18 protein-coding genes are annotated in these 16,310 nt (G+C 47.6%); 12 read left to right on the forward strand and 6 right to left on the reverse strand.

The window, feature by feature from the left end:
• The first annotated feature begins 360 nt into the window (after positions 1–360).
• Positions 361–1,236, forward strand: a complete 876-nt coding sequence (gene pdxS / locus AAAT87_RS08985; RefSeq protein WP_117587530.1) for a pyridoxal 5'-phosphate synthase lyase subunit PdxS — start codon at positions 361–363, stop codon at positions 1,234–1,236.
• On the forward strand, positions 1,236–1,805 hold the full coding sequence (gene pdxT / locus AAAT87_RS08990; RefSeq protein WP_349226226.1) for a pyridoxal 5'-phosphate synthase glutaminase subunit PdxT: 570 nt from the start codon (positions 1,236–1,238) through the stop codon (positions 1,803–1,805). The genes pdxS and pdxT overlap by 1 nt, the downstream gene beginning before the upstream one ends.
• A gap of 104 nt (positions 1,806–1,909) precedes the next feature.
• Here pdxT and AAAT87_RS08995 read toward each other — a convergent pair whose 3' ends face one another.
• Positions 1,910–3,211, reverse strand: a complete 1,302-nt coding sequence (locus AAAT87_RS08995) for a UDP-N-acetylmuramoyl-tripeptide--D-alanyl-D-alanine ligase (RefSeq protein ID WP_349226227.1) — start codon at positions 3,209–3,211, stop codon at positions 1,910–1,912.
• 143 nt (positions 3,212–3,354) lie between these two features.
• Between AAAT87_RS08995 and AAAT87_RS09000 the strand changes: the two genes are divergently transcribed.
• The 6 genes from AAAT87_RS09000 to AAAT87_RS09025 all read left to right on the forward strand — a co-directional run bounded on the left by AAAT87_RS09000 (position 3,355) and on the right by AAAT87_RS09025 (position 9,043).
• Positions 3,355–3,576 (forward strand): DUF6722 family protein, encoded by a 222-nt coding sequence (locus AAAT87_RS09000; RefSeq protein ID WP_349226228.1) that lies wholly within the window; start codon positions 3,355–3,357, stop codon positions 3,574–3,576.
• A 114-nt stretch (positions 3,577–3,690) separates the two neighbouring features.
• Positions 3,691–4,536 carry a dihydropteroate synthase gene (gene folP, locus AAAT87_RS09005; protein WP_295023356.1) on the forward strand — a complete coding sequence of 282 codons (846 nt, stop codon included), beginning with the start codon at positions 3,691–3,693 and terminating at the stop codon, positions 4,534–4,536.
• On the forward strand, positions 4,533–5,303 hold the full coding sequence (cdaA, locus tag AAAT87_RS09010) for a diadenylate cyclase CdaA (RefSeq protein WP_153090767.1): 771 nt from the start codon (positions 4,533–4,535) through the stop codon (positions 5,301–5,303). Before folP ends, cdaA begins: the two co-directional genes overlap by 4 nt.
• 262 nt (positions 5,304–5,565) lie before the next feature.
• On the forward strand, positions 5,566–6,612 hold the full coding sequence (gene pta, locus AAAT87_RS09015; RefSeq protein ID WP_118311448.1) for a phosphate acetyltransferase: 1,047 nt from the start codon (positions 5,566–5,568) through the stop codon (positions 6,610–6,612).
• 38 nt (positions 6,613–6,650) lie between these two features.
• On the forward strand, positions 6,651–7,853 hold the full coding sequence (locus tag AAAT87_RS09020) for an acetate kinase (RefSeq protein ID WP_295023360.1): 1,203 nt from the start codon (positions 6,651–6,653) through the stop codon (positions 7,851–7,853).
• Between the two features lie 143 nt (positions 7,854–7,996).
• Positions 7,997–9,043, forward strand: coding sequence for a PfkB family carbohydrate kinase (locus AAAT87_RS09025; RefSeq protein WP_153095932.1), 1,047 nt, complete (start codon positions 7,997–7,999; stop codon positions 9,041–9,043).
• A 98-nt stretch (positions 9,044–9,141) separates the two neighbouring features.
• Here the strand turns inward: AAAT87_RS09025 and AAAT87_RS09030 are convergent, their stop codons facing one another.
• From AAAT87_RS09030 to efp, 5 genes are all read right to left on the reverse strand, one after another.
• Positions 9,142–9,906, reverse strand: a complete 765-nt coding sequence (locus tag AAAT87_RS09030) for a UDP-2,3-diacylglucosamine diphosphatase (RefSeq protein WP_349226229.1) — start codon at positions 9,904–9,906, stop codon at positions 9,142–9,144.
• Between the two features lie 59 nt (positions 9,907–9,965).
• Positions 9,966–10,286: a metal-sulfur cluster assembly factor gene (locus tag AAAT87_RS09035; protein WP_089544483.1), complete on the reverse strand. Its 321-nt coding sequence runs from the start codon at positions 10,284–10,286 to the stop codon at positions 9,966–9,968.
• A 102-nt stretch (positions 10,287–10,388) separates the two neighbouring features.
• A complete protein-coding gene (gene radC / locus AAAT87_RS09040; protein ID WP_089544482.1) occupies positions 10,389–11,078 on the reverse strand; it encodes a RadC family protein in 690 nt (229 codons plus the stop codon).
• Between the two features lie 6 nt (positions 11,079–11,084).
• Positions 11,085–12,143 (reverse strand): glycosyltransferase family 2 protein, encoded by a 1,059-nt coding sequence (locus tag AAAT87_RS09045; RefSeq protein WP_295023365.1) that lies wholly within the window; start codon positions 12,141–12,143, stop codon positions 11,085–11,087.
• A gap of 63 nt (positions 12,144–12,206) precedes the next feature.
• Positions 12,207–12,773 (reverse strand): elongation factor P, encoded by a 567-nt coding sequence (gene efp / locus AAAT87_RS09050; protein ID WP_295023368.1) that lies wholly within the window; start codon positions 12,771–12,773, stop codon positions 12,207–12,209.
• A 220-nt stretch (positions 12,774–12,993) separates the two neighbouring features.
• Here efp and rpmH point away from each other — a divergent pair, with 220 nt between their 5' ends.
• The 4 genes from rpmH to AAAT87_RS09070 all read left to right on the forward strand — a co-directional run bounded on the left by rpmH (position 12,994) and on the right by AAAT87_RS09070 (position 16,280).
• The gene (gene rpmH / locus AAAT87_RS09055; protein WP_004351099.1) at positions 12,994–13,149 is read left to right on the forward strand and encodes a 50S ribosomal protein L34; all 156 of its coding nucleotides are present in this window, start codon (positions 12,994–12,996) and stop codon (positions 13,147–13,149) included.
• Between the two features lie 171 nt (positions 13,150–13,320).
• On the forward strand, positions 13,321–14,055 hold the full coding sequence (locus AAAT87_RS09060) for a PASTA domain-containing protein (RefSeq protein ID WP_295023370.1): 735 nt from the start codon (positions 13,321–13,323) through the stop codon (positions 14,053–14,055).
• Between the two features lie 162 nt (positions 14,056–14,217).
• Positions 14,218–15,279 (forward strand): RluA family pseudouridine synthase, encoded by a 1,062-nt coding sequence (locus tag AAAT87_RS09065; protein WP_298531993.1) that lies wholly within the window; start codon positions 14,218–14,220, stop codon positions 15,277–15,279.
• A gap of 5 nt (positions 15,280–15,284) precedes the next feature.
• The gene (locus AAAT87_RS09070) at positions 15,285–16,280 is read left to right on the forward strand and encodes a D-alanine--D-alanine ligase (RefSeq protein ID WP_294806481.1); all 996 of its coding nucleotides are present in this window, start codon (positions 15,285–15,287) and stop codon (positions 16,278–16,280) included.
• The last annotated feature ends 30 nt before the right edge of the window (positions 16,281–16,310 follow it).

A 16,310-nucleotide genomic window follows, 5' to 3' on the forward strand; every position in this document is an offset into this window, starting at 1 on the left:
TTTTACTGAAAGCTGCTACTAACGACTCATAAATCTACCCTTAATCGTGTATTGGATGATAGTTGCGGATTTTAGGTAAATGTCATGCTCGCTGCTGCCGCATATAACCTCAAAAGAGCCCCATTTCGTGGTATTATATAAGGTGAAGAAGGGCAAGAAGTTCAGAAGGTGAACTCCTCTCGGTTTCTCTTAGCAGTACAATCTGTGTACTGCTTTATATATTCAGGAATATCTCTTATATATTTGCGAATCTCTCTTTATACAAAATGACTCAATGTTTGCAGAATTTGGAACATTTTTCTGCTGTTTCACCGAAAAGTGTTTCCTTTGCAGCCGTAAAAAGATAAAATTAAAAGAATTATGGCAGAAAATAGACAAGAATTGAACCGCAACTTGGCTCAGATGCTCAAGGGTGGTGTGATTATGGACGTAACAACTCCTGAACAGGCAAGAATCGCAGAGGCTGCAGGTGCATGCGCAGTAATGGCTTTGGAACGTATTCCAGCTGATATTCGTGCAGCAGGTGGCGTTTCTCGTATGAGCGACCCTAAGATGATCAAGGGTATCCAGGAGGCTGTTTCTATCCCTGTAATGGCTAAGTGCCGTATCGGTCACTTCGCTGAGGCTCAGATTCTTCAGGCTATCGAAATCGACTATATCGACGAGAGTGAGGTGCTCTCTCCAGCTGATAATGTTTATCACATCGACAAGACTCAGTTTGACGTACCATTCGTTTGTGGTGCCAAGAACCTGGGCGAGGCGCTCCGCCGTATCGCTGAGGGTGCTACCATGATCCGTACCAAGGGTGAGCCAGGAACTGGTGATGTGGTTCAGGCTGTTACCCACATGCGTATGATGCAGAGCGAAATCCGCCGCCTGGTTTCTATGAGCGAGGATGAACTTTACGAGGCAGCCAAGCAGTTGCAGGCTCCTTACGACCTGGTGAAGTATGTTCACGAGAACGGCAAGTTGCCAGTGGTTAACTTCGCTGCCGGTGGTGTGGCTACTCCAGCTGATGCTGCCCTGATGATGCAGCTCGGTGCCGAGGGTGTATTCGTAGGTTCTGGTATCTTCAAGAGCGGTAATCCTGCTAAGCGTGCCCAAGCTATCGTGAAGGCTGTTACCAACTACAACGACCCTAAGATGCTGGCTGAGTTGAGCGAGGATCTCGGCGAGGCAATGGTAGGTATCAATGAGCAGGAGATAGCTTTGCTCATGGCTGAAAGAGGTAAATAATGAGAATAGCAGTTTTAGCTTTACAAGGCGCTTTTGCTGAGCACAGACAGAAGTTGGCTCAGTTGGGCGTGGATAGTTTTGAGGTTCGCCAGTTGAAGGATTGGAATCAGCCTAAGGATGGCTTGATTATTCCGGGTGGTGAGAGTACCACTCAGGCGAAACTCTTGAATGAACTGGGATTGATGGAGCCTGTGAAGGAGGCGATTGCTGCCGGTTTGCCAGTTTATGGTACTTGTGCCGGCTTGATTCTTCTTGCCAAGAAGATTGAGGGTGAGCCTAGTCAGCGCATTGCTTCGATGGACATCACGGCTTTGAGAAATGCCTACGGTCGCCAGTTGGGCAGTTTCTATATTGAGGCTCCGATGAAGGGCATCGAGGGAAATATCCCAATGACTTTCATCCGTGCCCCTTATATTAAAGAGGTGTGGGGAGATGCTGAGGTTCTGGCTGAAATAGATGGCAAGATTGTGGCTGCCCGCCAGGGTAACCAGCTAGTTACAGCCTTTCATCCCGAATTGAATGAAAGCCTGGAGATTCATAAGTATTTTCTGGAAATGTGCAAGAAGTAAAATTCAGGATTCTATTTGCAGAATCCATATCATAAAGCAAAAAGCCTTACGGAATCCCGCAAGGCTTTTTGCTTTTATAGTTTTACTCATTCTGAAAGTTCTTCTTACAACAGCTCAGGAAGCTGGAAGAGCTTCACGCTGTTACTGCCCTTGATGAGGATGTAATGGTCGTGAGGCTGGTTCGCCTTGAGCGCTTCCTTCACTTCTTCTACATTTTGGAACTTGCGGTAGCTGCATGGAATATCCTTGAACTCATCGCCTACCAGCCATACATTCTCCAGACCGGCTGCCTGCAACTGATCTACTACCTTCTGGTGCTCCTCGTGGCTCACTTCGCCGAGCTCGCCCATCTGTCCGAGAATTGCCATCTTATGAGGTACATCCATCACGCGGAAGTTCTCGATGGCGGCTGCCATGCTCGATGGGTTGGCATTGTAGGCATCTACCACCAGCTTGTTGTGCGCCGTCTCTTCCAATTGTGAACGATTGTTGCTTGGGATGTAATTCTCCAGGGCGTGATCTATCTGCTGAGGCTTCACGTCGAAATGAAGTCCGATGGTGATGGCGGCAAGCATATTGTCGATGTTGTAGGAGCCGATGAGGTGGGTCTGAACCTCATGCCAGTCGAAACTCTCGGTGCGCCAGCGGAACTTCAGGAATGGGGCGCAGGAGATGACTTCTCCCCATACATCGCAGTTTCCGTCCTTGCCGTAGGTGATGAGGCGGTTGATGTTGCGCTGCTCTGCCATCTGCATCAGGTGCTCGTTGTCGGCGTTGATGAAGACGAGGGCATCGCTGGCTGCGAGGTAATCATAGAGTTCTCCCTTGGTCTTCTTCACGCCTTCGAAACTTCCAAATCCCTGAAGGTGGGCACGGCCCACATTGGTAATCATGCCGCAGGTTGGTTCCACGTATTCCACGAGCTTTCGGATGTCATCAGGATGGGAAGCACCCATCTCTACAACGGCAATCTCATTTTCTGGTGAGAGACGGAAGAGCGTCTTTGGTACGCCTACATCATTATTGAAGTTACCCTGGGTGAACATCACGTTGAACTTCTCGCCGAGAACGGCAGAGACGAGTTCCTTGGTGGTGGTCTTGCCGTTGGTTCCGGTGATTCCCACTACGGGAATCTCGAAGTGTCGGCGATGCTCACGGGCGAGTTCCTTGAAGGTGGTGAGGCAGTCCTCTACGAGGATGTAGCGCTCGTCGCCCTCCTTGGCATACTCTTTTTCATCCACAATCACATAGGCACAGCCTTTCTCCAAAGCCATGTCGGCAAACTTGTTGCCATCAAACGATGCGCCCTTCAAAGCCAGGAAGATGCTGCCCTCTGGGCAGTCGCGGCTGTCAGTGGTAATCACTGGGTGCGCTTGGTAAATCTGATAGAGTTCTGAAATATCCATAGTCTATAACTGTTGTTTTGAGTGCAAAAGTAATCTAAATTGTGGACATAACAAACAATTTTCCCAAAAAATGATGGTAATCTCGAATATTCTTTCTATTTTTGCAGAAATATTCGATGAATCTTTAGAAAGCGAGGCTTTTTATGGGTAGTAGATATGAAAAAGATAAAACGAAAGTGAGGAAGGAAAAGCTGGCAGGCTGTTTCTATAATCTATCCCAGTTGATATTTACGGGAACTGGGGTTGGAGGCGTGTTGCCGTTTTTACATGGAACGGCTTCATCAGGTGATATTTCCGTATTAGTGTTTGGCGCAGTTGCAACAGCAGGCTCTGCATACTTCGCCAATAGAATTTTAAAATATTAGGATTTATGAGTTATTTAGCGTTATTTTTTATGATAACTTCTATTGTTATTATTGCTCTTATAGCTTGGAGTTATACAAAGTCAGGAGAAAAGTGGCTTAAAGAGTTATAATCCGATGGAATATACGATCAATATCAAGGGGCGCTTGATGGATTTGAGTACCCCTCAGGTGATGGGCATCCTGAACGTTACGCCCGACAGCTTCTACTCTGGCAGTAGAAAACAGACAGAAATGGAGATAGCTCAGAGAGCTAATCAGATTATAGAAGAAGGTGGAAGCATCATCGATGTGGGCGCTTTCTCCACCCGTCCCGGTGCCGATGAAGTATCGGAAGAGGAGGAGGGAAGACGCCTGAAGTTCGCTCTCGACATCGTTCGCAGGGAGCAACCGGATGCTGCCGTCTCCGTAGATACCTATCGCCCTACCTTGGCACGCAAGTGTATCGAAGAGTGGGGAGCTGACATCATCAACGATGTTTCAGAAGGTGGAATCACAGGCATCGCCAATGTGCCGCTGGAGCAGAGACAGGAGGAATATCCTGAAATGTTCCGTGTGGTGGGCGAACTGAAGGTGCCTTATATATTAATGTCGGTGCAGCCTACGCTCGCCAAGATGATGAAGGGCTTTGCCAGGGAGGTGCAGCAGTTGCGCGACCTGGGTGCCAAGGATATCATCCTCGACCCGGGTTTCGGTTTTGGCAAGAATCTCATCCAGAATTATCAGATTTATGATGAGATGGAGAAGTTGAACGTACTGGAACTTCCGGTACTTGTAGGTATCTCCCGTAAGAGCATGATTTACAAGCTGCTGGGTGGCGATGCCACTACATCGCTCAATGGAACCACGGTGCTTGATACCATAGCCCTGATGAAGGGAGCCAGCATCCTTCGTGTTCACGATGTGAAGGAAGCGGCTGAGGCTGTGAAAATCGTAGAAGCCATGAAGGAGGGCAGAGTATGATCGAGTTTGGAATCAAAGATGCGTTAGACGTACTCCTGGTAGCCTCGCTGCTATTCTATGTTTATCGACTGATGAAGGAATCCCGCTCGCTGAACATCTTCGTGGGCATCATGCTTTTTGTACTGATCTGGCTCTTCGTGAGTCAGGTACTGGAGATGCGCCTGATGGGTTCCATCCTCGATAAACTGGTGAGCGTGGGAGTCATCGCCCTTATCGTCATCTTCCAGGAAGACATCCGAAGATTTCTTTATGAGATTGGTTCACAGAAAGGTATGCGGAGGCTGGTCCGCTTCTTCCACTCCAGCAAGGAGAGCCAGAAGGAGGCGAACAAGGAGACGATCATGCCTATTGTGATGGCTTGCATGAGCATGGCTAAGAAATATGTGGGTGCCCTCATCGTGATAGAGCGAGGCGTGCCTTTGAAGGATATCATGGATACTGGCGAGGAGATAGATGCCAAAATCAACCAGCGCTTGATAGAGAACATCTTCTTCAAGAATTCGCCTCTTCACGATGGAGCCATGGTGGTAAGTAACAAGCGAATCATGGCTGCAGGCTGTATCCTCCCCGTGAGTCACAACCTGGATATTCCCAAGGAACTGGGACTCCGCCACCGTGCTGCCCTGGGTATCTCGCAGAGCAGTGATGCCATTGCCGTTATCGTTTCTGAAGAGACGGGACGAATCAGCGTAGCCATCAAAGGCGAATTCAAGCTCCGACTCTCTGCCGAGGAACTGGAAAGCATCCTCACTCAGGAAATGTTATAAGAGCAAAGAGTGAAGAAGGAAAGCACATGAATTCTTCACTCTTCACTCTTAATTCTTTACTTTTCCTACTACGTAAACCTTTTACGATAATGATTATCTCCCGTTTTAGCTTTTTTTACACATTTTAGTGAGTGTTATTTCAAAATAAATATGTACTTTTGCAAAGTCGATATGGCAAAACGGCAAAAACAAGCCGTAGCTCTTTATTAGATTGACAAATCTACTATCGAAGATAACAAAATTATATAAATAAAGAAATAAAATGGATTTATTACAGCAAATCGTAGCTCGCGCTAAAGCTGACAAGCAGCGCATCGTGCTCCCTGAAGCAGAAGAGGAGCGTACATTGAAAGCAGCCGATAAAGTTCTGGCTGATGATCTTGCAGACATCATCCTCATCGGTAACCCTGCCAACATTAAGAATCTCGCTGCACAGTGGGGTCTTAACAACATCGACAAGGCTACTATCGTTGATCCACAAAACAACCCTAAGACTGAGGAGTATGCTGAGAAGCTCGCTGAACTTCGCAAGAAGAAGGGCATGACCATAGAGCAGGCTCGTGAACTCGTAACTAAGAACAACCTCTACCTCGGTTGCATGATTATCAAGACAGAGGGTGCTGATGGTCAGATTTCTGGTGCATTGAGCACAACTGGCGATACTCTTCGTCCAGCTCTCCAGATTATCAAATGTACTCCAGGTATCACTTGCGTAAGTGGTGCTATGTTGCTCATCTCAGACCAGAAGCAGTATGGTCAGGATGGCGTAGTGGTAATGGGTGACGTTGCTGTAACTCCAAACCCTACAGCAGACCAGCTTGCTCAGATTGCCTATACAACAGCTCATACAGCTCAGTCAGTAGCTGGTATTGCTGATCCTCAGATTGCCATGCTGAGCTTCTCAACAATGGGTAGTGCCAAGGATGCTATCAACAAGGAGACAGGCAAGAGCGTTTATATCATCGACAAGGTAAAGGATGCTGTAGCTATCGCTAAGGAGAAGTTCCCAGAGCTTCATCTCGACGGTGAGCTTCAGGCTGATGCTGCCCTCGTTCCTGAGGTAGCTGCCAAGAAGGCTCCAAATTCTGAGGTAGCTGGTAAGGCTAACGTATTGGTAGTTCCAAACCTCGAGGTAGGTAACATCGGCTACAAGCTCGTTCAGCGCCTGGGTGGTGCCATCGCTATCGGTCCTATCCTCCAGGGTATCGCTCGTCCTGTTAACGACCTTTCTCGTGGTTGCTCTGTAGATGACATCTACTATATGGTAGCTATCACAGCTTGCCAGGCACAGGATGCAAAGAAGGCTTAATCAACTAACTTTATTTATAACATTACAAACTAAACATTATGAAAGTATTGGTTCTGAACTGTGGTAGTTCATCTATCAAGTACAAGTTATATAATATGGACGATGAGTCTGTATTGGCACAGGGTGGTGTAGAGCGTATCGGTCTTGATAACGCTTTCATCAAGGTTAAATTGCCTAATGGCGAGAAGAAGCAGATCATGCACGACATGCCTGACCACAAGGAAGGTGTGAACTTCGTGTTCAAGTGCCTGCTCGACCCGGAAATCGGCGCCATCAAGGACTTGAAGGAAATCGACGCTGTAGGTCACCGCGTCGTACAGGGTGGTGACAAGTTCAACGAGAGTGTTATCGTTGACAAGAGCGTAGAGGATGGTATCGAGGAACTTTGCGACCTCGCTCCTGTTCACAACGCAGGTCACCTGAAGGGTATCCGTGCCGTTGACTCTTTGATGCCTGGCACTCCTCAGGTTTGCGTATTCGACAACGCATTCCACAGCACAATGCCAGACTACGCTTATCTCTATGCCATTCCTTACGAGTTGTATGAGAAGTATCACGTACGCCGCTATGGTTTCCACGGAACATCTCACCGCTATGTTTCTAAGCGTGTTTGCGAGATTCTCGGTCTCGACCAGAACAACTCCAAGATCATTACTTGCCACATCGGCAACGGTGGCTCTGTAGCTGCAGTATTGAATGGTAAGGTATTGGATACTTCAATGGGCTTGACTCCATTGGCTGGTTTGATGATGGGTTCACGTTGTGGTGACATCGATGCTTCTGCTGTTACTTATCTGATGGATAAGTTGAACATGAAGCCACAGGAGATGGCTGACTTCCTGAACAAGAAGAGTGGTGTGCTCGGTATCACTGGTATTTCTTCTGATATGCGCGACATCGAGAACGCTGCCAACGAGGGTAACGAGAAGGCTCAGCTGGCTCTCCGTATGTACGAGTATCGCATCAAGAAGTACATTGGTGCTTACACAGCAGCTATGGGTGGCGTTGACGCTATCGTATTCACAGCTGGTGTTGGTGAGAACCAGACCGACCTCCGCGAGGAAGCTTGCAAGAACCTGGAGTATCTTGGCATCAAGATCAATAAGGAGGTTAACGACAAGGTTCGTGGTGAGGAAGCTATCATCTCTACCGATGACAGCAAGGTGAAGGTAGTAGTAGTTCCTACCGATGAGGAGATTGTTATCGCTCGCGATACAATGGAATTGGTTTCCAAGAAGTAATTCCACACAATACTATATAATATAAGGTGAAGACTAAAGACAGCAATGGATGGTCTTCACCTTATTTATTTCTTTCTTATCATTATTACATGATGAGGCTCCTGCCTGATGAGGATGGAAGCATCACTTAAATTTTGAGAATTATGAAAACAAAGATTGTAACTTTCGGAGAAATATTGCTTAGAATATCTAAGCCTGGTTATCAACGGTTATTCCAAGGTCACCGTATGTTCGGCAACTATGGTGGCAGCGAGGCAAATGCAGCCATCTCTCTGGCTCATTTGGGCGATAACGTGGAGTATGTAACCCGATTGCCATACGGCGAGATGGGTGAAGCTGCGCTGATGCATCTCAGGGAGTTTGGTTTGAATGTTTCTCATGTGGTGCGTGGTGGCGATCGTCTCGGTACCTATTACTTCGAGGAAGCTGTGGCGATGCGCAACTCCCGTGTAGTCTATGACCGCAAGAACTCTTCTTTCTATTCCTTGAAGCGTGGTATGGTGAAATGGAATCAGGTACTGGCAGATGCTGCCGTATTCCATTGCTCAGGTATTACCTGCGCCATCAGCCGTGATGCGATGGAATCTACCATGGATGCCATCAAGCTGGCGGTTGCTGATGGGCTGACCATCGCCTGCGATATCAACTATCGCAAGAATCTCTGGGGATACGGTCTGGAACCTCACGATGTGCTCTTCCAGATGATGCAGTATAGCGACATCATCTTCGGTGATCAGAATGAGTGGGAGATAGCCAGTGGAGTGCCTCATATTCCTTTCGAGGCTTTGGATGAAAACTATGTAATAGACAGGGAGGCTTATCTGTCGTATTTCCGCAAGATGCACCGTCTCTTTCCTAAATGCAAGAAGATGGTGATGGCTGTAAGAAACCAGATTGCCAGCAGCCATCATACCTTGAGCGGTCTGCTCTATGATACAGTAGAGGATCAGCTCTATACAACGAGAATCTACGACATACAGCCTATCGTAGATCCGATGGGTGTAGGCGATGCCTTCATTGCTGCCTATATCCACGCTCACCAGAAGTGGGGCGATGAGAACCAGTATTGCCTGGATTTCTCTCTCTCGGCCAGTGCCATCAAGAATACGATTCCAGGCGATCAGAATCTGGTATCTGAAGAAGAAATCATCAGTAATATGACTTCTTCGGGAGGAAGAATCCAGCGATAGGAATAAAACAAGATTACAATAGAACTATAAGATTCGTGTGATAAGAATAAAGGGCAGTCCAAATTGGGCTGCCCTTTATTCTTGTAGCTTATTTATTGTTATGGTTGGCTTTCGCCTTCCACATATTCTTCCATAAACATGTGTTCGCCATCGAATACGGCATAGGTGAACTGCCATATCCAGTCGCCCAGAATCATCAGGCGGGTCTTCTTGCTCAGCATCAGGTCCAGCTCTATGTGGCGGTGTCCGAACATGAAGTAATCAATATCCTTGTGACTTTGCATATACTGTTTGGCAAAGCGTACCAGGAATTCCTTCTTTTCGCCCATATAAGGCTCCTCCTTGCCATCGGCACGTTTCAGGCGGCTATGCTTCGCCCAGTTCAGTCCCAACGACAATCCCCAGCGTGGATGTATGGCATTCAGCAGCCGTTGGCAGGTGCGGTTGTGGAACATCGCTTTCAGGAACTTGAACTTCTTGTCCGGGTCACCCAGGCCGTCACCATGGGCAAGAAAGAACACCTTGTCGTAAATTTCCACGGTCTGTGGTGTATGGTGAACGATCAGTCCGCACTCTTCTTCCAGGTAGCCGTATGTCCATAAGTCGTGGTTGCCGGTGAAGAAATGTACTTCCACTCCCATATCCGTCAACTCCGAGAGCTTACCCAGGAATCGGGTGTAGCCTCTCGGTACCACATATCTATACTCATTCCAGAAATCAAACATGTCGCCCAGCAGATAGATGGCTGCAGCCTTGTGCTTGATGCTGTCGAGGAAACGTACGAGTCTGCGTTCCTGCATTCTGCCGTGTGGGATTGCCCACGATCCGAGATGCGCATCAGAGAGGAAATATACATTTTTCATAAGCGATTCTTTTTAAGTGAAGAGTGAAGAATGAAGAGTGGATAATTCAACGGTTTTGGCTATTCGAAACCGAGTTCTACACGAGCTTCCTCGCTCATCATACTCTGATCCCAGGCTGGCTCGAATACGAGGTTTACATTGGCAGACTTGACACCCTCTACGCTATCCACCTTGGTGCGCACATCCTCAAGGATGAAGTCGGCTGCAGGGCAGGATGGGGCAGTAAAGGTCATGTCAAGATCTACGGTAGCATCGTCTTTTACGTCTATCTTGTAAATCATGCCGAGATCCCAGATATTCACTGGTATTTCAGGGTCGTAAACTGTCTTGAGAACATCTACGATCTTTTCTTCTATCTTTGTCTTTTCTTCTTGTGTCATAATAATCTTTGTTTTTGCCTACAAAGATACTGCAAAATGGGGACAATACAAAAAGAAAAGACACTTTTTTCTTCGTGCCTGCTTAATAATACCGGAAAAAGTCTATAATTTGCCTTTATCGTGATAGGAATAAAAGGCTCCATCGGTGATGATGACATGGTCCATGAAGAAGATGCGCATGATTTCGCAGGCTTTCTGAATCTGAAGGGTAAGCTGGTCGTCTGCCTTGCTGGGGAGCGGACTGTTGCTCGGGTGATTGTGACAGAAGGCAATGATGGTGGCGTTGTTGAGTACGGCTTCCTTGATGAGCAGTCGGATATCCACGGCTGTTTCCGTAATGCCTCCGTGCGAGATACAGGAAGCCTTGATGAGCTTGAAATTCTGGTTCATCATCAATACCCATGCTTCCTCGGTATTGAGATCCTGCATCTTGGGGAGCATATAGTTGTAGATGGCGAGAGATGAACCCAAATCCGGGCGATAGCCTATCTTGTCAAGGGCACGACGCTTCCCCAGCTCACAGGCTGCAAGCACGGTAATCGCTTTCGCGGGTCCCATACCTTTGTAGCGGGTGAGTTCCTTGATTGTCATCTTGCCGAGAGTATTGAGATTGTTGTCGCAGTCTTTCATGATGTGTTTCATCAAATCTACTGCGCTCTCGTCTTGAGAGCCGGAACCTATTAATATGGCTAGCAGTTCGGCATTGGATAGTGCTGATGCTCCTAGTCGCTCCAGTTTTTCACGAGGTTTGTCTTCCTCTGCCCATTGCGAAATAGAAAGCTTCTCACTCATAGTGATTTATTTATAGAAAGTCTTGTTGTATGCGCTGAATTCGCTCTGTCCGAGCAGGCATCTCTTCCACCAGGCAGAAAGGAATCCGCAGCCGTAACCCATCAGCTGGGTGAAGGCGGCACGGATGCTCAGCACGCCAATCTTCACGCTGTGATTCTCCCTGCTGCTGTCGATGAACAGCGCAATGATATAGAAAATGATGCCAAGTAGGCCGATGCAGCCCAATGCTGCCATCGCATTGCCCAGGGTTGGGAATACGTGGACGGTGCCCAGCATATACGGCAGGAATCCGAAGAAGAGCAGAAGGAGCGTACCTGTCACGCCCACGGTGAAGACCATCGGCAGGAGATGTACGAGCTTAAGGCTCTCGGGATATTTCTTGTAGAGGTTGATGCGGGCGATGCCGCTGTTATATACCTGTCGCCAGAATTTGCGGAAGTCGGTGCGGCGCTTATGCCATACCCATGCTTCAGGGAACAGACGGCAACGGCAGCCTGCCTTGAAGATACGGATGGAGAAATCGATGTCCTCACCAAAACGCATGTTGGAAAAGCCATTCAACTTGAGATAAACGTCCCTGCGGATGCCCATGTTGAATGAACGAGGGTAGAACTTATCCATCTTCTTCTTTCCGCCACGGATACCACCGGTGGTGAAGAAAGAAGTCATGGAATAAGAAATGGCTTTCTGAGTATCTGTAAATGATGAGTGTGCCTTGTCGGGACCGCCGAATGCATCGGCAGGTTCGCGGCTCAACTCATCACTTACAGCCTTCAGATAGCCCTCTGGCAAGACTACGTCGCTGTCGAGTATCAGCAGATACTCGCCCTTGGCACGCTCGGCACCATAGTTGCGACTCTGGCCCGGACCAGAGTTCTCCTTATAGTAATAATGTATATCCATCAGGTTTTCGTATCGCTTGCACACTTCCTCGCAGGGAGTCTGTGAGCCATCCTCTACGATGACAACCTCGAAGTCCTTCTCCGTCTGATGGGTAAGGCTCTCTAACAGTTCGTCCACTTCGTCAGGACGGTTGAATACTGGTACTATGATGGAATATTTCATTCTACTTACTATTAAGGGTTAAGTTTGCTCGATAAGAGCGTAATCTTCTTGTTGAAAGACGGATTACTCGCTTACACGACCGAGGTAGCTGCCGTCACGAGTATCAACCTGGATGGTCTCGCCCTCGTTAACGAACAAAGGAACGCGAACCTCAGCACCAGTCTCGAGAGTAGCTGGCTTGGTAGCGTTGGTAGCAGTGTTACCCTTTACACCTGGCTCAGAGTGAGTAATCTTCAGGGTAGTCTTTGCTGGCATTTCAGCCAAGAGGATAGTACCGTCTGTAGTATCAGTAACAACCTCAACTACGTCACCCTCCTTCATATACTGACCACCGGTAACGTTCTCCTTGGCGATAGGCACCTGCTCGAAAGTCTCCTGGTTCATGAAGATACAACCAGTAGCGTCCTCGTAGAGGTACTGATAAGGGCGACGCTCAACGCGAACATCCTCCAATTTGAAACCAATCTGGAATGTACGCTCCAGCACGCGGCCGTCGGCAACATTCTTCAACTTAGTGTTCATTACGGTGTTACCTTTACCTGGCTTTCTGTGCTGAAAGTCGATGCAAACCCATACTTTGCCATCCATACGGATGCAAGTTCCAATCTTAATTTCCTGTGAATTAATCATTTCTTGTTTTATCTAGAATGTTATTATTATTCTCGTAATCGGGTGCAAAGTTACAGCAAAATGATGAAAAAACAAAGGGAAAATCGAAAAAAACATAAATATTTAAGCTAAATTTGGTAGTTTTCTTGGTTATTTGAGAAATTATGCGTAATTTTGCAGCCCAAAAAGGGCTTATTTTGCTCTTTTGTGAAGAATATTAATTAAAAAATAAATAAGAAAAATGAAAAGAACATTTCAGCCTCACAATCGTCGTCGCGTGAACAAGCATGGTTTCCGTGAGCGTATGGCAACAAAGAATGGTCGTCGCGTATTGGCTTCTCGCCGTGCTCATGGCCGCAAGAAGTTAACTGTTTCTGACGAGCACCACGGAAAGTAATTTCCGATAGGGAAATTCGTCTATCGACGATGACATTAAAAGCAGCAAGGAGAGATTCTTTGCTGCTTTTTGTGTTTTTATGACTTTTTATATTGTGATGAAACGCAAAAACTTGGCGTTTTATTTTGTATTGTCTTCGATTATTCCTATCTTTGCACCAAAAAAGAAAGAATGACTTCATCTGAGTTTATAAATAAGTTTAAGAGTAAGTATCTCTGGGGCAACCTGGGCGCCATGTTCCTGGTGCTGGTTTTGCTCTGCGTCGGTGTCAAGTTCGGCATCGATATCTACACCCATCATGGTGAGGCCATCCGTGTGCCGGATATCAGATACAAGAATATCAATGATGCCACCCGCATTCTCGATGATGCCGGATTGGAAATAGTGGTTTCGGATACCGGATATGTCCGTTCGCTCCCTGCCGACTGTATCCTGGAGCAGACGCCGGTGTTCGGAGAGGTGGTAAAGTCGGGACATATCATCTATGTCACGATCAACTCCAATCATTCTCCTCGTATCACCATTCCTGATGTCATCGACAACAGTTCTCTGAGAGAGGCGATGGCTAAGTTGACCGCCATGGGATTCAAGCTGGGGGCGCCGGAATACATACCTGGCGAGGAAGACTGGGTTTACGGTATTCTCGTTAAGGGCAAGCATGTGGTGGCTGGTGATAAGGTTTCTATCGATGATGTGCTCATCATCCAGGTAGGTAATGGTCAGCGAGACACTACCGACTCCTTCGATATGGTGGATCCTGTCTATCACGAAAACGATGATGTGATGGAGGGAGAAGGTGATGGTACAGAAAGCACCGAAGATAACTTCGAGGTGGTTCCGGGAACTGAATCTACGGAAACTGCACCTTCTTCACACGAACTCCAGCAGAAAGAAGTGGTGGAGTAGGAGAAATGAAAAGTGAAGAGTGAAGAACGATGAGTGAAGAATTCAATAGTAATACGAATGATATTTTTAGATTATATATATAATAAGGTATATGCTCCAGTAGAGGATGACTTCGGGTTTGATGATGCAGGAGATTTGGATGAACTTGATGATGAACTCCAGATGGAGGGAGAGGGAACTGCTCCGGCTGGCGAAGGAGGCGATGACCTCTATGAGCACTGGAAGGTGCAGGTGGATGCCAATCAGGATCCTGTCCGCATAGACAAGTATCTGGCTGATAAGATGGCTTACCAGAGCCGCAACCGCATTCAGCAGGCAGCTGATGCCGGATTTATTCATGTAAACGGTAAACCGGTGAAGAGCAATTACAAGGTGCGCCCGAACGACATCGTTACGCTGATGCTCGACCGCCCTCGTCATGAAACAAGCATCAAGCCGGAAGAAATCGACATCAATGTGGTTTATGAAGATGACCAGTTGATGGTGGTTAACAAAAAGGCAGGAATGGTGGTTCATCCGGGAGCCGGAAACTTCCATGGCACCCTGATTCAGGCTGTGGCCTGGCACCTGCGCGATATGCCGGAGTTTGATGCCAACGACCCGGAAGTGGGTTTGGTCCATCGCATCGATAAGGATACGAGCGGATTGCTCGTGGTAGCCAAGACTCCTACTGCCAAGACGGCATTGGGCAAGCAGTTCTTCAACAAGACAACCCATCGCAGTTACAATGCGTTGGTATGGGGTAATATCGTGGAGGATGAGGGACGCATCGAGGGCAATATCGGTCGTGATCCCAAGAACCGTCTCCGCATGAAGGTCTTCGACCCGGATAGCGGTATTGGCAAGAGTGCAGTTACCCATTATAAGGTCTTGGAGCGCTTCGGCTATACCACCTTGGTACAGTGCATCCTGGAAACGGGCCGTACCCATCAGATCCGTGCCCACATGAAGCAGATAGGTCATCCACTCTTTATGGACGAGACTTATGGAGGTGCTGAGATTCTGAGAGGTCAGCGCAGCAGCGGTTACAAGGCATTCATCCAGAATTGCTTCAAACTCTGCCCACGTCAGGCTCTCCATGCCAAGACCCTCGGTTTTGTTCATCCTGTCAGCAAGCAGCAGATGGACTTCGACAGCGAGTGGCCTGATGATTTTAGACAATTAATAGAAAAGTGGCGCGGCTTCATCGCAGGCACCACAAAAGATACATTCAAAAATATTTAGAGATTATGGAAAATAGCAAGAGAACGATAGCCATCGTATGTGGTGGTGATTCTTCTGAGCACGATGTTTCTTTGCGCTCAGGTCAGGGTTTGTACTCATTCTTCGACAAAGAGCGTTACAATATTTACCTGGTCGATGTAAAGGGTACCGACTGGCACGTGGCTTTCGATAATGGCGAGACAGCCGAAATCGATAAGAACGACTTTTCTTTCGTAAAGGATGGCAAGCATATCTATTTCGACTATGCTTATATCACCATCCACGGACAGCCTGGTGAGAATGGTGTGATGCAGGGATACTTCGACCTTATCCACTTGCCATATTCTACAAGTGGTGTGCTGGTAGAGGCAATGACCTTCGACAAGTATGTGCTCAACAACTACCTGCGTGGTTTTGGCGTGAACGTGGCTGACAGTATCTTGCTCCGTCGTGGCGAACAGTATGATGAGGACGAGATTGCCGAGCGCATCGGTATGCCTTGTTTCGTAAAGCCTGCTGCCGACGGCAGTAGCTTCGGTGTGAGCAAGGTGAAGAATGCTGACCAGTTGGCTCCAGCCCTCCGTGTAGCTTTCATGGAGAGCAACGAGGTAATGATTGAAGGCTTCCTCGATGGTACTGAGATTTCTCAGGGCATTTACAAGACAGCAGAGAAGACCGTTGTCTTGCCAGCTACAGAGGTGGTAACCAGCAATGAGTTCTTCGATTATGATGCCAAGTACAATGGTCAGGTACAGGAAATCACTCCAGCCCGTCTCTCTCCTGAGACTGCAGAAGAGGTGGCAAAGACCACATCCCGCATCTACGATATCCTCCATGCCAATGGTATCATCCGCATCGACTATATTATCTCTAAGGATAAGGACGGTAAGGACAAGGTGAATATGCTGGAGATCAATACCACTCCAGGTATGACCGTTACCAGCTTCATTCCTCAGCAGGTGCGCGCTGCAGGCCTTGACATCAAGGATGTGCTCAGCGACATCGTGGAGAATCAGTTCTAATAATTAATGAGGAGTTAAGCTGTTAAAGAA

Source organism: Segatella sinensis, assembly GCF_040095255.1.
GTDB lineage: Bacteria > Bacteroidota > Bacteroidia > Bacteroidales > Bacteroidaceae > Prevotella > Prevotella sinensis.

Bases quoted from the DNA above. Each gene is read 5' to 3' on its own strand.
- pdxS (WP_117587530.1), top strand. From the start codon at position 361: ATGGCAGAAAATAGACAAGAATTGAACCGCAACTTGGCTCAGATGCTC.
- pdxT (WP_349226226.1), top strand. From the start codon at position 1,236: ATGAGAATAGCAGTTTTAGCTTTACAAGGCGCTTTTGCTGAGCACAGA.
- AAAT87_RS08995 (WP_349226227.1), bottom strand. From the start codon at position 3,211: ATGGATATTTCAGAACTCTATCAGATTTACCAAGCGCACCCAGTGATT.
- AAAT87_RS09000 (WP_349226228.1), top strand. From the start codon at position 3,355: ATGGGTAGTAGATATGAAAAAGATAAAACGAAAGTGAGGAAGGAAAAG.
- folP (WP_295023356.1), top strand. From the start codon at position 3,691: ATGGAATATACGATCAATATCAAGGGGCGCTTGATGGATTTGAGTACC.
- cdaA (WP_153090767.1), top strand. From the start codon at position 4,533: ATGATCGAGTTTGGAATCAAAGATGCGTTAGACGTACTCCTGGTAGCC.
- pta (WP_118311448.1), top strand. From the start codon at position 5,566: ATGGATTTATTACAGCAAATCGTAGCTCGCGCTAAAGCTGACAAGCAG.
- AAAT87_RS09020 (WP_295023360.1), top strand. From the start codon at position 6,651: ATGAAAGTATTGGTTCTGAACTGTGGTAGTTCATCTATCAAGTACAAG.
- AAAT87_RS09025 (WP_153095932.1), top strand. From the start codon at position 7,997: ATGAAAACAAAGATTGTAACTTTCGGAGAAATATTGCTTAGAATATCT.
- AAAT87_RS09030 (WP_349226229.1), bottom strand. From the start codon at position 9,906: ATGAAAAATGTATATTTCCTCTCTGATGCGCATCTCGGATCGTGGGCA.
- AAAT87_RS09035 (WP_089544483.1), bottom strand. From the start codon at position 10,286: ATGACACAAGAAGAAAAGACAAAGATAGAAGAAAAGATCGTAGATGTT.
- radC (WP_089544482.1), bottom strand. From the start codon at position 11,078: ATGAGTGAGAAGCTTTCTATTTCGCAATGGGCAGAGGAAGACAAACCT.
- AAAT87_RS09045 (WP_295023365.1), bottom strand. From the start codon at position 12,143: ATGAAATATTCCATCATAGTACCAGTATTCAACCGTCCTGACGAAGTG.
- efp (WP_295023368.1), bottom strand. From the start codon at position 12,773: ATGATTAATTCACAGGAAATTAAGATTGGAACTTGCATCCGTATGGAT.
- rpmH (WP_004351099.1), top strand. From the start codon at position 12,994: ATGAAAAGAACATTTCAGCCTCACAATCGTCGTCGCGTGAACAAGCAT.
- AAAT87_RS09060 (WP_295023370.1), top strand. From the start codon at position 13,321: ATGACTTCATCTGAGTTTATAAATAAGTTTAAGAGTAAGTATCTCTGG.
- AAAT87_RS09065 (WP_298531993.1), top strand. From the start codon at position 14,218: ATGGAGGGAGAGGGAACTGCTCCGGCTGGCGAAGGAGGCGATGACCTC.
- AAAT87_RS09070 (WP_294806481.1), top strand. From the start codon at position 15,285: ATGGAAAATAGCAAGAGAACGATAGCCATCGTATGTGGTGGTGATTCT.